Origin of the sequence: Serratia sp. S4 (genome assembly GCF_000347995.1) — a bacterium.
In the GTDB taxonomy this organism is placed as follows: Bacteria; Pseudomonadota; Gammaproteobacteria; order Enterobacterales; family Enterobacteriaceae; genus Serratia; species Serratia quinivorans.
The window spans coordinates 1,253,510-1,266,879 of sequence record NZ_KB661120.1; the positions used below are offsets into that span (position 1 = coordinate 1,253,510).

Annotated in this window: 15 protein-coding genes; 5 read left to right on the forward strand and 10 right to left on the reverse strand. The window is 55.1% G+C overall.

Annotation, left to right across the window (positions count from 1 at the left end; genetic code table 11):
• Positions 1–20 precede the first annotated feature (20 nt).
• The 3 genes from SERS4_RS0106515 (at position 21) to SERS4_RS0106525 (ending at position 3,556) form a co-directional block, all read left to right on the forward strand.
• Positions 21–932, forward strand: a complete 912-nt coding sequence (locus SERS4_RS0106515) for a LysR family transcriptional regulator (protein ID WP_017891894.1) — start codon at positions 21–23, stop codon at positions 930–932.
• A gap of 130 nt (positions 933–1,062) precedes the next feature.
• A complete protein-coding gene (locus SERS4_RS0106520) occupies positions 1,063–1,614 on the forward strand; it encodes a flavodoxin family protein (RefSeq protein WP_012005619.1) in 552 nt (183 codons plus the stop codon).
• 493 nt (positions 1,615–2,107) lie between these two features.
• On the forward strand, positions 2,108–3,556 hold the full coding sequence (locus SERS4_RS0106525) for a GGDEF domain-containing protein (RefSeq protein ID WP_017891895.1): 1,449 nt from the start codon (positions 2,108–2,110) through the stop codon (positions 3,554–3,556).
• Between the two features lie 5 nt (positions 3,557–3,561).
• Here SERS4_RS0106525 and SERS4_RS27130 read toward each other — a convergent pair whose 3' ends face one another.
• Together SERS4_RS27130 and SERS4_RS0106535 are read right to left on the reverse strand one after the other, a co-directional pair.
• Complete coding sequence (locus SERS4_RS27130; protein WP_017891896.1) at positions 3,562–3,723, reverse strand: YnfU family zinc-binding protein; 162 nt, start codon at positions 3,721–3,723, stop codon at positions 3,562–3,564.
• A gap of 268 nt (positions 3,724–3,991) precedes the next feature.
• The gene (locus tag SERS4_RS0106535; protein ID WP_017891897.1) at positions 3,992–4,471 is read right to left on the reverse strand and encodes a cold-shock protein; all 480 of its coding nucleotides are present in this window, start codon (positions 4,469–4,471) and stop codon (positions 3,992–3,994) included.
• A gap of 166 nt (positions 4,472–4,637) precedes the next feature.
• On the opposite strand from SERS4_RS0106535, the gene SERS4_RS0106540 reads away from it, so the two are divergent.
• Entirely contained in the window at positions 4,638–5,147 is a 510-nt protein-coding gene (locus SERS4_RS0106540) for a VOC family protein (RefSeq protein WP_012005622.1), read from the forward strand.
• A 30-nt stretch (positions 5,148–5,177) separates the two neighbouring features.
• Here SERS4_RS0106540 and SERS4_RS27220 read toward each other — a convergent pair whose 3' ends face one another.
• The 5 genes from SERS4_RS27220 to SERS4_RS0106565 all read right to left on the reverse strand — a co-directional run bounded on the left by SERS4_RS27220 (position 5,178) and on the right by SERS4_RS0106565 (position 10,244).
• Positions 5,178–6,005, reverse strand: a complete 828-nt coding sequence (locus tag SERS4_RS27220) for an amino acid ABC transporter ATP-binding protein (protein WP_012005623.1) — start codon at positions 6,003–6,005, stop codon at positions 5,178–5,180.
• Between the two features lie 9 nt (positions 6,006–6,014).
• Positions 6,015–6,902, reverse strand: a complete 888-nt coding sequence (locus tag SERS4_RS27225; RefSeq protein ID WP_017891898.1) for an amino acid ABC transporter permease — start codon at positions 6,900–6,902, stop codon at positions 6,015–6,017.
• Between the two features lie 48 nt (positions 6,903–6,950).
• On the reverse strand, positions 6,951–7,478 hold the full coding sequence (locus SERS4_RS0106555) for a GNAT family N-acetyltransferase (RefSeq protein ID WP_017891899.1): 528 nt from the start codon (positions 7,476–7,478) through the stop codon (positions 6,951–6,953).
• Between the two features lie 92 nt (positions 7,479–7,570).
• Positions 7,571–8,896: an LLM class flavin-dependent oxidoreductase gene (locus tag SERS4_RS0106560; protein ID WP_017891900.1), complete on the reverse strand. Its 1,326-nt coding sequence runs from the start codon at positions 8,894–8,896 to the stop codon at positions 7,571–7,573.
• Positions 8,897–9,080: 184 nt separating this feature from the next.
• Entirely contained in the window at positions 9,081–10,244 is a 1,164-nt protein-coding gene (locus SERS4_RS0106565) for a M20 peptidase aminoacylase family protein (protein WP_012005627.1), read from the reverse strand.
• Positions 10,245–10,590: 346 nt separating this feature from the next.
• On the opposite strand from SERS4_RS0106565, the gene cspE reads away from it, so the two are divergent.
• Positions 10,591–10,800 carry a transcription antiterminator/RNA stability regulator CspE gene (cspE, locus tag SERS4_RS0106570; RefSeq protein WP_002210315.1) on the forward strand — a complete coding sequence of 70 codons (210 nt, stop codon included), beginning with the start codon at positions 10,591–10,593 and terminating at the stop codon, positions 10,798–10,800.
• A 66-nt stretch (positions 10,801–10,866) separates the two neighbouring features.
• Here cspE and SERS4_RS0106575 read toward each other — a convergent pair whose 3' ends face one another.
• The 3 genes from SERS4_RS0106575 to crcB form a co-directional block, all read right to left on the reverse strand.
• Positions 10,867–12,057: a multidrug effflux MFS transporter gene (locus tag SERS4_RS0106575; RefSeq protein WP_017891901.1), complete on the reverse strand. Its 1,191-nt coding sequence runs from the start codon at positions 12,055–12,057 to the stop codon at positions 10,867–10,869.
• A gap of 5 nt (positions 12,058–12,062) precedes the next feature.
• The gene (locus SERS4_RS0106580) at positions 12,063–12,659 is read right to left on the reverse strand and encodes a TetR/AcrR family transcriptional regulator (protein ID WP_017891902.1); all 597 of its coding nucleotides are present in this window, start codon (positions 12,657–12,659) and stop codon (positions 12,063–12,065) included.
• Between the two features lie 302 nt (positions 12,660–12,961).
• A complete protein-coding gene (gene crcB / locus SERS4_RS0106590) occupies positions 12,962–13,345 on the reverse strand; it encodes a fluoride efflux transporter CrcB (protein WP_017891904.1) in 384 nt (127 codons plus the stop codon).
• Positions 13,346–13,370 lie beyond the last annotated feature (25 nt).

A 13,370-nucleotide genomic window follows, 5' to 3' on the forward strand; every position in this document is an offset into this window, starting at 1 on the left:
TATTAAGTAAAGAGGGCATAATGAGAGGAAGTGACTTCGCGGAATTACGCGCTTTTGCCGTCATTGTTGAGCATGGCAGCTTTACCCGTGCCGCAGCGCAATTGGGCATCTCCGCCTCAGCGCTTAGCCAGACGCAGCGCAATCTGGAAACCCGGTTGGGCGTGCGTCTGCTGAATCGCACCACGCGAAGTGTCGCGCTAACCCAAGCGGGGGAGTTGCTGTTGGCGCGTTTGTCACCGGCAATGGCCGAGATTGAGGCCGCCGTGACGCAGACCGCCGCGCTGCGTTTACAGCCTGCGGGTACCCTACGGCTTAACGCCTCCGGCCTGGCGGCGATCCATTACTTGGCTCCGCTGTTGGCCCCGTTCAATGCGCATTATCCCGATATTGTTGTGGATCTGAGCGTGGAGGATCGGCTGGTGGATATGGTGGCCGCGGGTTTTGACGCGGGTGTGCGGCTGCATGAGCGGCTGGAGAAGGATATGGTGGCCGTCGCGCTGGGGGGCGAGCAACGAATGTGCGTGGTAGCCTCGCCAGCTTATTTGGCGCGTTATGGCACGCCGCAAACCCCCGATGCGCTACGTCAGCACCGCTGCCTGAATACTCGCTGGCCAACCAATGGCAGTATTTATCGTTGGGAATTCGAGCGCGGTGGTGAAAAGTTGGAAATCGCGGTGGAGGGGCCGTTGATTGTGGATGAACCGCAGGTGCTGGTGCGTGCCGCTGTGGATGGATTGGGGATTGCCAATCTGTTTGAGAGTCAGGTGGCAGAGGCATTGAACGACGGCCGATTGCTGCCGTTGCTGGTGGCCTGGACGCCACCGTTTCCCGGTTTCTATCTTTATTACCCCGCCAACCGGCAAATGCCGCGGCCGCTGCGCGCGTTTATTGATTTCGCCCGGCAGCAGAGCCCACAGGCCATTGGCGCATGAATACCGCCCGGTTTTTTTGAATAACTTTGTCAGATAAATTTGGTATTCACCCCAGGGTCAGTTGATTAGATTGGATAAGAATATCCTCGGGTGCCGTCGGCACTCTACTGCAACGATCTGGGAGTTCCTAATGGCGAAGACAGTGGTTATTTTTCATTCCGGCTACGGCCACACCGAGCGTTTGGCAAAGGTTGTTGCCGAAGGTGCGGCAGCGGAACTGATCGCTATCGATCAGGAAGGCAATATCAGCGATGAAGCCTGGCAGAAACTCGATGAGGCGGATGCCATTATCTTTGGTTCGCCGACCTATATGGGTGGCCCATCCTGGCAATTCAAAAAGTTTGCCGATGCCAGTTCTAAAGCCTGGTTTGGCCGTAAATGGCAGGACAAGGTTTTCGGTGGGTTCACCAACAGCGCCAGCCTGAACGGTGATAAGCAGGTTACGCTGATCGCTCTACAAACTCTGGCCTCGCAGCATGGCGGCCTGTGGGTCAGCCTGGGGCTGATGCCCGCGAATACCAAGTCGGCGCAGCGTACCGATATAAACAACCTGGGCGGTTCGGTGGGGCTGCTGGTGCAAACGCCCGCCGACGCCGGTGTGGATGAAATGCTGTCGGGTGATTTGGAAACCGCCAGCCTTTACGGCCAGCGCGTGGCGGGCTTTGCTGCCAAACTGGCTTAATAGCCATTCCCCTTGCGCTCATTTTTTCTACACAATTACAGCGTAAAGTGGGGAATGTTATTAGCCTGCTTGGGCTAACACTGCATTTCGTACAAACATTCCCGGTTCCTAGACCGGGTTTTTTGTTGCCTCTAATTGCATGTCGAACATGACTTGCCGGGAAATAATAGCCGGCAGACCAGTTTTGGGCGGCAAGTAAAATACCCTTTATATAATTATGGCCTTTGCGTGGTGCTGATGAGTGCTGCTTTACGCTATGCTATTAGATATCCTTGAATATTATTTTCGCAAGGATGAAAATTCGTTTCATCATGAAGCATCTCGTTGACAACTTGAGTTAAGAACATTCCGTTAAATAAAAGTGAATGTATCTTTGTGATTGATCTGCCTGTATTTTTTAAGTCTGCCTCTGGTTTTTATGTCATTTTCATTATGCCGGGCGAGGGAATATGCATAGAGTTGCTCTGGTTATTATAAATATATGGGTAAGGCGATGAACGCCAGAATAAGCGACAAACATGGCTTGCCTGTGGCTATCCAGCTGATTACGCTTTTTCTGCTGGCATTTTTGCTTTCCCTGCTGGGTATTTTTACCCGCCCAATAGGATCGCTTTCGCTGTTTTGGCCGGTGAATGCGATTTTACTCGGTCTGCTATTACGCAAACCCGCCTATGCCAGTCCGACCGGTTGGCTGGCTATCTATATTGGGATGATCGCCGCAGATTTGGCCAACGGTGAGAGTCTGTCGCTGGCGATGTGGTTGAACGCCTGCAATATGTCGCTGATTGCTACCGGTTACGGCGTGATGTCGCTGCTGCCAAAGTCGCAACGCCGGATGGGTAAACCCCAGACTATCCTTTATATGTTTACCGCCAGCCTGAGTAGCGCGGCGGTGGCGTCGACCTTATCGATACTGCGTAATGACAGCCTGTACAACAACACGGCCGTTATCGCCTGGTTAGCCTGGTTCAGCGAGCAGTTCTCGACCAATCTGCTGTTGTTGCCGGTGCTGCTGGCGGCACCGCGTCTCAAACAGCTGTTGCGTATGCAGATCAACTGGCAACTGCGTGCCGGTATGCCGCTGCTGGCGTTGCTGTTTTCACTGGTGTTCAGTGTGTATATCGGCGGCCCGGGGGCGATTGCCTTCCCCATTCCTGCACTGCTGTGGTGTGCGGTTCGTTACCAACTGTTCACGGTGACCTTATTGACGCTGCTGACCGGCATGACCGAAATCAGCAGTATTTCCGCCAACCTGATGCTGTATGAAACGCCGAACAACCACATTGCCTTCCTCGACACGCTGATGTCAGCCCGTTTGGGGATCGCCATGCTGGTGATGGGGCCACTGATCCTTGCCAGTTCAATTGCTGTTAACCGCAAGCTGATGCGGCGGCTGGAGCACAGCGCCAATCACGATTTTCTGACTGGCGTATTGGCGCGTAATGCATTGACGCGCAAGGCTGGCGAATTGCTGGAGCACAAACATAAAGCGAAAGAGGCGGTGTCGCTGCTGCTGATCGATATCGACCATTTTAAGCAGATTAATGATACCCATGGGCATCTGGTGGGCGATCAGGTACTGGCTTCATTCGCCCATATTGTGCGGCGCGAGTTGCGGCACGATCAGCTGTTTGGCCGTTTGGGTGGGGAAGAGTTTGCCATTATGCTGCCGCGGGCGCTGGCGGCGCAGGGGGTGGCACTGGCAGAGCATTTGCGGCAATTGGTACAAAAAGCCGATTTGCTCCCCACTGGCAAGGTGCCGTTGAACATCACTATCAGCGTTGGCGTCGCCAGTCTGGGGATGAACGAAGTTAAATCGCTGGAACAGTTAATGAATATGGCAGATATCGCGCTTTATCGCGCCAAGTCGCAGGGGCGTAACCGGGTGGAGTCGTTTAACGCGGTAAGTGGCAACAGCGTTGGCCACATCATGTTTAAATAAGGGTTTCAGTTCTGCTTGGGTTCAAACTCGGTACCGCAGTTTGGGCAGATAAGCAGGACATTTTGCCGCAGCGTCGCGCATTTTTGGGTGGTGACGTAAGCACATTTGGGGCAGGCGATTTGGGTGGAGCGGTTGATAAAGCCTTTAACACTGCTGGTATCAGACATAATAAAATGGCCTGTGTCAGGTGAAAACCCACGCTAACACAGGTGGTATCAAATTGCTTAGAATGTTTTATACCCGTCGCCTTTCAAGCTGCAGCGTTGTTACCTGCACTATCTCCCCCCAGTTACTTACTGAAGTAAGCGCCTGGGGATGAGCTAGCTGGTCGCCTAGCTGTGCTGTACAGGGATGTACAAATGCCGCGAGCGCATGGACGCGCCAGAGCGGCCAACTCGAAATTCATAGGGTATATGCGGCTGGCGGTGGTTGTGATTACAGGCTTTTCAGCACTTTCAGGGTTTCATCCATGTCGATCTCATGTTCTGAGAAGGTATGGGTGTCGTTCTGGAAGGTGGTGATGGTCAGCATGCGCAGCGTCTGCATGGTTTGCGGCGCTTCTTCTGACTGCGGGCGAATGCGGTTCATCAACAGGCCGACCGACAGCACGGTATTTTCTTTATCCACGTCCGCTTTCACCGGCACTTCTTTGGTGAAGGTGTTGAAGGATTTAATGCTGGTGATCTTGATTCTTTCGTTGGCGATGATGATGTACTTGCTCGACGCCAGCACCTTGACCGCAAACGCCGATGGGCCTTTGGTGTTGTTGGTCGGTTCGAAAGTCACCGCCGCGTTTTTCTTAATCAGCTCCGGGTTCTGCACTTTAATCACGTGAAAATAACGATTTTCCCCGTTCTCATCGGTAATAAAGCCGAAGCCTTTGTCTTCAAAAAAAGTCGTTATCTTGCCGTTCATCATCATTCTCATAAAGTCGCTCAATACAGTGCATATGATAGCGCGGAATGCCTTGCAGTGACAGATTGCGTGCCCGGCATTTGATAATGCGATTACGGCATTTAGCGGGGTTGTCGCCACATGCTATTTTCTTTCTGACTTTATTTATTTCTGAAAGGGACAACCGATGGGCATTAAACGGCTAAACCATGCGGTGCTGTATGTCAGCGATGTGCAGCAGAGCGCGGATTTTTATCATCAGGTACTGGGATTTAAGCTCAAGCCCTCGGGCAGCCCCGAGAAAGCGGTGTTTACCCAGGCGGCCGATTCGGATAACGATCACGATCTGGCGCTGTTCAGCAAGAACCTGGGGCAGCAGCGGGCCGGAGTGTTTCGCGCCAACGGTGAGCCACCGGCGGAAAACGAGCCGCCGGCCGGGTTGTACCATTTGGCCTGGGAGGTCGACAGCCTGGACGAACTTGAGCGCATTCGCGACCAGTTGGCGCAGCGCGGCATTCTTGGGCTGGAAGAAGATCATGGCGTGCACAAAAGCATCTATGGGCACGATCCGGATGGGTTACTGTTTGAAGTGACCTGGTTTATTCCTCCCGAGCTACTGACCGAACAGGATCGTAATCAGCGTGGCATCAAACCGCTGGATTTTACCGCTGAAAAACGCCGTTTCGCATTGCTCTAACAGAGCGGGGCGCCGCTGACGCCCCGCTGATCACAGCACTTTATTGAGGAAGTTGATGGTGCGAGGGTGTTGCGGGTGGTTCAGTACCCGACGAGCATCGCCCTGTTCGACGATTTGCCCATCGACCATAAAGACAATCTGATCGGCTGCCTCACGGGCAAAGCCAATTTCATGGGTGACCACCACCAGCGTTACGCCAAGATCTGCCAGCCCCTTGATGACGTCCAATACTTCACCGACCAGCTCTGGATCGAGCGCCGAGGTCGGCTCATCAAACAAAATCACCTTCGGGTTCAGCGCCAGCGCGCGGGCAATGGCGATGCGCTGCTGTTGCCCGCCGGACAGATGGCGCGGGTAGGCGTCTGCCTTGTGGCGCAGGCCGACGGTATCGAGCAGTTGATAAGCCACCTCTTTGGCCTCGGCCCGCGAGTAAATTTTATGCACTATCGGGGCTTCAATGATGTTCTCCAGTACCGTCAGGTGAGGGAACAGGTTGAAGTTCTGGAACACATAGCCGACGTTGATACGCTGCTTGAGAATGGCGTTCTCTTTTAGCTCATACAGCTTGTCACCTTTGCGCCGGTAGCCGACATAGTCGCCGTCGATGCGGATAAAGCCTTCATCGACCCGCTCCAGGTGGTTGATGGCCCGCAGCAGGGTGGACTTGCCGGAACCGGAAGGGCCGAGGATCACCGTGACGGTGCCCGGTTGCAGCGTCAGGCTGACGTCGTCCAGCGCCTTGTGTTTACCGAAAAATTTGCTGACGTTGCTGATTTCAATCAGGCCGCGCGCTGGTACTGGCACGATGCTGTGTACCGCCGCTTCGCGCAGGGCATAATAATCAATGGCTTCGGACATGGGATCCTCCTAACGTTTTAACCAGCCGGCCAGTTTCTGCCATGGCGTTGGCGGCAGTTCGCGCACTGCGCCACGGGCGAAATAGCGCTCGATGTAATACTGAATGACCGACAGTGCGGTGGTGATGAACAGGTACCAGACGGTGGCGACCATCAGCAGCGGTATCACCTGCTGGGTGCGGTTGTAGATCACCTGAATGGTATAAAACAGCTCCGGCAGCGCCAGCACGTAGACAATCGAAGTGCCCTTCGCCAGGCTGATAATTTCATTGAAGCCGGTTGGAATGATCGAGCGCAGCGCCTGGGGCAAAATAATGCGGAAAGTGCGGCGATAGCCCGGCAGCCCCAGTGCCGCAGCCGCTTCATGCTGGCCGTACTCGACCCCGATAATACCGCCGCGGATGATTTCTGCGGTATAGGCCGACTGCACCAGCGTCAGCCCCAGCACCGCCACCGAGAACTGGCTGAGGATATCGATGGTCGGATAGCTGGCGAACACCAGCGAGGTAAAGGGGATACCCAGTGAGATGGAGTCGTACAGATAAGAGAAGTTATACAGAACGATCAGCACCAGGATCAGCGGCAGCGAGCGGAACAGCCAGATATAACCCCACGCCAGCGAAGCCAACAGGTAGGAGCGAGATAACCGCGCCAGGGCCAGCAGCGTACCGAAGATGATACTGAACAGCGTGCCGAGCAGCGTCAGCAGCAGAGTTTGTCCCAGACCCGACAGCACCGCCGGGGCAAAGAACCATTCGGCGAATACCCCCCATTCCCAGCGTTCGTTGGTCGCCACAGACTGGAGGATCGCCGCCAGAATAAACACCGAGAACAACGCACCTGCCAGCCGCAGCGGGTAACGTGCGGGAACCACTTTTAAGACTTCTTGTTTGGGCATCACTACTCTCCTGAAACAGATAAAAGGGTGAAGAAGGGGGCATGTCCCCTAGGCAATCTTCCTTTCCGGTGCGCAACAGAATGCGTCCGCTGTTATCAGGCTTTTGCGAAATGGCAGCCGGCCATCGTAAGGGGGGCGGCTGTAAACTTCAGTATCGACGCTGGTATCGAACTGCGGCTGGTAGCCGTTGCTCAAATACAAGCCCACCGCCTCTGGCTGGCGAAAGCCGGTGGTCAGGTAGAGCTGACGATAACCCTGTTGCTGCGCCAGCGTTTCCAGTTGCTGCAATACTTGTTGTGCCAGGCCCTGGCGGCGTAAATCGGTTCGTGTCCATATGCGTTTCAGCTCGGCAGTTTGCGGATCGTAGCGTTTGAAGGCCCCCATGGCGATCGGCTCCCCGGCGCGTAACAGCACGATAAAGGCGCCTTGCGGCGGGGCGTACAAATCCAGCGCTTCCTGTTCCTGGTCACCAAAATAGTCGCCGTAGCGTTGGCGATATTCACCGAATAGCCCTGCGATCACCGGCTGGACCAGAGGATCGCTTGGCAGCGTTTGGATAAAAACGTCGTTTGCCATCTGTATGCTCCTAATCGCCCAGATCGTTACGTTGGCTGGGCAGGACGCTAAAGGTTGTTCGCATAGCGGATATCCCTGAGAAATTATTGTTGTTATTGAGTGAATTGATTGGCAGGCAGCTTGAGGCCCAGGTGGTCGCGCAGCGTGTCACCGCTGTAATCGCTGCGGAACAGGCCGCGCTGCTGCAGGATCGGCACTACGCGATCGACAAAGTGGCCGAATGAATTTGGCGTGCCGCCGCTGATGATGAAACCGTCGGCCGCCTGGGTGTCGAACCAGTTTTGCAGGCCGTCCGCCACCGCTTCCGGCGTGCCGCCAAAGACCGGGCGAGGTGAGGCGGCTTCCAGCGCGACTTCCCGTAGCGTCAGATTGCGTTCACGGGCATTGCGCTTGATGGCGTCGGTGGTGCTGCGGAAGCTGTTTTGACCCAGTTCACCGACGTCCGGGAAGGGTTCATCGAGCGGATGACGGGCGAAATCATAGTGCTCGAAATAGCGGCCAAGGTAGTTGAGTGCGTTTTCGATACTGACCAGGCGGGCGGTTTCCCAATACTGACGCTCCACGTCTTCATTGTCGTCACCGACAATCACGCTGACGCCCTGAAAAATCCGCAGGTCATCCGGTTCACGGCCCTGCTCAACCAACTGTTTTTTAACGTCCTGATAAAACGCCTGTGCCTGTTGCTGGCTCTCATGGTGGGTGAAAATGGCGTCGGCGTGTTTGGCTGCCAATTGCTTGCCGTCCTCCGAGGCGCCGGCCTGGAACAGAATGGGCCGCCCTTGTGGCGTGCGACCAATATTCAGCGGCCCCTGCACAGAGAAGAACTCGCCCTGGTGATTCAGGGTATGCAGTTTACCGGCGCTGAAAAATTCACCGCTGTTCTTGTTCCGCACAAAAGCGTCGCTTTCCCACGAGTCCCACAATCCTTTGGTGACGTCGAGGTATTCACTGGCAATGCGGTAGCGCAGGCTGTGCTCCGGATGTTCGGTGCGGGAGAAATTTTTTGCTGACCCTTCCAGCGGCGAGGTCACCACGTTCCAGCCGGCCCGGCCTTTGCTGAGGTGATCCAGGCTGGCGAACTGGCGCGCAACGGTAAAAGGATCGCTGTACGAAGTGGATAAGGTGCCCACCAGCCCGATTTTATCGGTGGCGGCGGACAGTGCGGCGAGCAGGGTTAAGGGTTCAAAACGATTGAGAAAATGGGGAATGGATTTCTCATTGATATATAAGCCGTCGGCCACAAACACGAAATCCAATTTACCCTGTTCGGCTTTTTTTGCCGTGGCAATATTAAAATCGAGGTTAATACTGGCATCGGCAGTGGCGTCCGGATGTCGCCAGGCAGACATATTTCCCGATGCGCCATGCAAAATGGCGCCAAGGCGCAATTGTCGTTGTTCTTTCGCACTGTTGCTCATTGCTTTCACCCTGTTAAGTGCCGGTGTGGCGCTATCTTTAGAGCCCCACTATTGACGAGCACCATCAGGATGTAAAACAACAAAACAGCATATTCTAATGTTGAAATCGGCAAATATAACCGAGGGGGAAATAATAACTCGCAGCGCAGAATATACCGCGCCGCGAATAATAATCGAGGGAGTTCTAAGCCTTGCTGGTGGCTTTTTCCGGTGTGGTGACTAATTGCTGCAGCGTGCGCTCAGCCAACAGTTCGAAATATTGCGAGGCCGGGAAAATCGCCTGTTCATCCGGGTTGAAGCGCGGGTGATGCAGGCCAAATTCACTTGCCGAGCCAATACTGACAAAGACGCCCGGCACGTGGTGCAGATAAAGCGCAAAGTCTTCCCCGCCCATCTGTAGCTCAGCCTCTTCCACCCGGTAACCGGCTTCGGCGGCGACGGTTTTACTGAAGGCTGCCCAGCGTGCGTCATTGACTACCGCCGGTGGGCCTGCCTGCCAGCGTAGTTCCGCTTGTGCGCCAAGGGATGCGGCGACGCCGTTAATCACCTGGCGAATTTTATCCGGTACCTGGCGACGAACCTTATCGCTATGGGTCCGTACCGTGCCCTCCAGCTCTACGGTCTGTGGCAGAACATTCCAGGTGTTACCGCCCTCAATGCGCGTGACGCTCACCACCAACGACTCCAGCGAACTGAAGCTGCGGCTGGGCAGGGTTTGCAGCGCGTTGACAATCTGGCTGGCGGTGACGATGGTGTCCACCCCTTGCTCCGGTTTGGCGGCGTGCGCCCCCTTGCCGGTGATCAGAATCTGGAAGCGATCGACGTTGGCGTAAAACGCCCCGGCGCGGGTGGCAAAGGTGCCGGTCGGCAGCTCCGGCGCGTTGTGCAGACCGAATACCGCCGCCACGTTATCCAGTGCTCCGGCGTCGATCAGGTGTTGGGCGCCGTTGAAGGTTTCCTCCGCCGGCTGGAAGAAAATGCGTACCGTACCGGGCAGGGTAGCTTCGCGTGCTTTCAACAAATGTGCCGCGCCCAGCATCACCGAGGTATGAAAATCATGTCCGCAGGCGTGCATCACGCCGCTGTTTTGCGAACTGAACGGCACGCCGGAAATTTCCTCAATCGGCAGGGCGTCAATATCCCCGCGCAGCGCAATGACAGGCCCCTTGCCACTGCCGATTTCAGCCACCACGCCGGTCTTCAGCGCCAGCGGCAGAATACGGATACCGGCCTCTTCCAGCCAGCGGGTCAGGCGGGCGGTAGTGGCGAACTCGTGGTTGGACAGCTCAGGGTTCTGATGCAGTTCACGGCGGTAGGCGACGATTTTTTCGGCCAGTTGGCTGGTCATAGTCTTGGCTCACAGTGGTTAGTAAGCTCTAACCCTAGTGCAGGGCGGCCGGAAGCAAAAAGACTATCTGGTTATATTTCATAGCGATTTTGTCTGCATCACGCCGGCAAGGCAGGCTGACGGCGGGTGAAACAGGCGTTCGACCGCTGTTCGCCGGAGTTTGAAGAGGATTGGACTACCTGCAGAGACAATGGCAAGGGGGGCAAGCGATTTACACCGAAGGACACGGATTTTTTCACTCTTTATCGATTTTATGTGATCCAGGTTGTGGACAAAATCCCGTCTAATTGCTGTACTGTATTGGACACATGTTTAGTGTCTTTCATTCACGTTAAAGGTAAGTTTGATGTCTAAGATTAAAGGTAGCGTTAAGTGGTTTAATGAATCCAAAGGCTTCGGCTTCATTACTCCGGAAGATGGTAGCAAGGACGTTTTCGTTCACTTCTCTGCCATCGCTAGCAATGGTTTCAAAACTCTTGCTGAAGGCCAGCGTGTAGAATTTGAAATCACGAACGGTGCCAAAGGCCCATCTGCTGCTAACGTTATCGCTATCTAATGCTACAGCCGAAATTCTTAAAACCCGCTCACTGAGCGGGTTTTTTATTGCCTTTTTCCCGTCGCTTTATGCCTGCGTTTTGCGTACCAGCAGTTTAAACAGCGTGATGGCGACGGCGTAACAGCCGACAATGGTCAGTGCCATTGATACGCTGGAAGTGCCACCCAGCCCCGTCAAGGGCACGCTACAGGCACCGAGTGCGAACATGCTCACGCCAATCAGCGCAGAGGCGCTGCCCGCCTTGTCGCCCTGGCTTTGCATCGCCAATGATGATGCCGTCGGGCCGACAATACCGATTACGGCCACCGAGAAGAACAGCGGTACCATCAACAGTGCCAGCGGCGCGTGCAGGCTGGCTGCCAACAGTAACAGCAGAGAAGAAACCGCCGCCAGGGTTAATCCGCCTTTCAATACCTTCCTTTCACCAAAATGTATGCTCAGGCGGCTGGCGATCTGCGCGGAAATAATCAGTCCGACGCCGTTGATGGCGAAGCACAGGCTGAACATCTGTGGGCTGAGGCCATAAATCTGCTGCAGCACGAAAGGCGAAGCGCCGATATAGGCGAACATCCCGGCCATCACAAAACCTTGCGTCAGACACAGGCCCATAAACTGACGCTGGGTCAGCAATCCGCCCAGTGACCGCAACATGGCAAAAATACCGCCCTGGCTGCGGCGTTCGGCAGGCAATGACTCATCTAACTTCAGGCTGGCGAGCGTGAACAGCAGCACGGCAATGGCCGCCAGTACGCCGAAAATCCCGCGCCAGTCCATAAACTGCAGCATGGCGCCACCCAACACCGGCGCAATGATCGGCGCCAGGCCGTTGACCAACATCAGCAGGGCAAAGAAACGCGTCAGTTCGTGTCCGGAATAAAGGTCACGGGCGATAGCGCGAGAAATGACGGCACCGCCGGCACCGGCCAGCCCTTGCAACAGACGGGCAATCAGCAACTGATCGATATTGGGGGCCAGGGCGCACCACAGCGAGGCGGCCAGCAATAGCGTCAGCGACAGTAACAGCGGGCGCATACGGCCGAGCTTGTCGCTGTAGGGGCCAAAAATCAGCTGGCCGACGCCCAAACCGAGCAGGCCGGCGGTCAGGCTGAGCTGCGCGGTAGCGGTAGAGGTGTTCAGATCGCCGGCCATTTCCGGCAGGGCGGGCAGGTAGAGGTCGATGCACAGCGGCCCCAGTGAGGCTAGCAGGCCAAGCACGAGCGCGTACACCAGACGTTGTCTGGCGAGTTGTCTGGTCATAAGGATTAAGGTTTCCTGAACAGGTGAGAGATAGCTTGTTGGTATAGGCCGTTCAGCAGGCTGACGTCGGCTTTTTGTGTGGTCAGTATGCGGTAACCGGTGCCTTCGCTTAATACGGCGATAAACTCTACTCTGGCGGCGATTTCCTGCTCGCTGAAGTGAGGATAGATCCGCCGCAGGTTTTGACAAACATGGTGGAATAACCGCGTTTCGGCATCGCTGAGCATTTTGGCCACTATCGGGTTACGTGTGGCCTCGGCGGTGACCTCCAGCATCAGCATATGGTCGGTTTCGCTTTCACCGGGCTGTTGAAACAGGGTGCGCGCCGCCAGGGTACCGGCGATCAGGTTGATGTGATCGCCAAGATCTTCCAGTCGCCGCATTTTACTGGCGATGATACGGTTAACGATCTCTTCGATGATCGCATCTTTATTGTCGAAGTAGCGGTAGATCTGACCGACGCTAAGCTGAGAACTCTGCGCGATTTCCGCCATGCTGGCGGCGTGAAAACCGTGCTGACGAAAACAGAGTTTTGCGGCGTCGACAATCTGATCGCGGCGGGCCTGTGCTTTGGCCTGCCTGCTGTCGCTGGTGGATATCATGTCCCGATCCTTTGCCAAGTGAAATGCGGTTCGCTTTCTGGGTGCGAACGTTCATTCTCAATTGTAATGCAACAATGGCAATTGGCAAGAGCGCAACGGTAAAGATGGTTTTTGCAGGTGCGGACTTCAGGCGAACAGATAAACCCTGATGAAGGCACCAACAATCAGCAGGCACAGCAGGGTGGCGGTCACTTCAGCGGGTGTTTTTGGCAGGCTAAACATCTGAGTTCTCATCCAGTGGGGGTACTGGATGAGATTATGCTCAGGGCAGATTAAGGAAACATTAAGACGCCGAAATTAAATTATTGGCCGTTAATCCACACCACCAGCATAAACGCCAGCAGGGTCATCACCAGCGAGCCGGCCAAATTAAGCAGCATATTGGCCAACGCCCACATGAAACGCCCATCTTGCAGCAAATACACTACCTCCAGAGAGAAGGTGGAAAAGGTGGTTAACCCGCCGCAAAAACCGGTGGTGATCAGCAACTTCCAGGTGGGATCCAGGTGCGTCAAACGGGTGAAGATGGCGATAGCCAAACCGATAATAAAGCCGCCCAGCAGATTGACTGTCAGCGTCCCCAACGGGATGTACGCGTTAAGCGGATTCATCTTCATGCTTATGGCCCAGCGCAGAACGCTACCCATACCGCCGCCAATAAAAACTGCCAGTAAAGAACTCAACATGGTCGAAAATGCCTTTCATTAAATG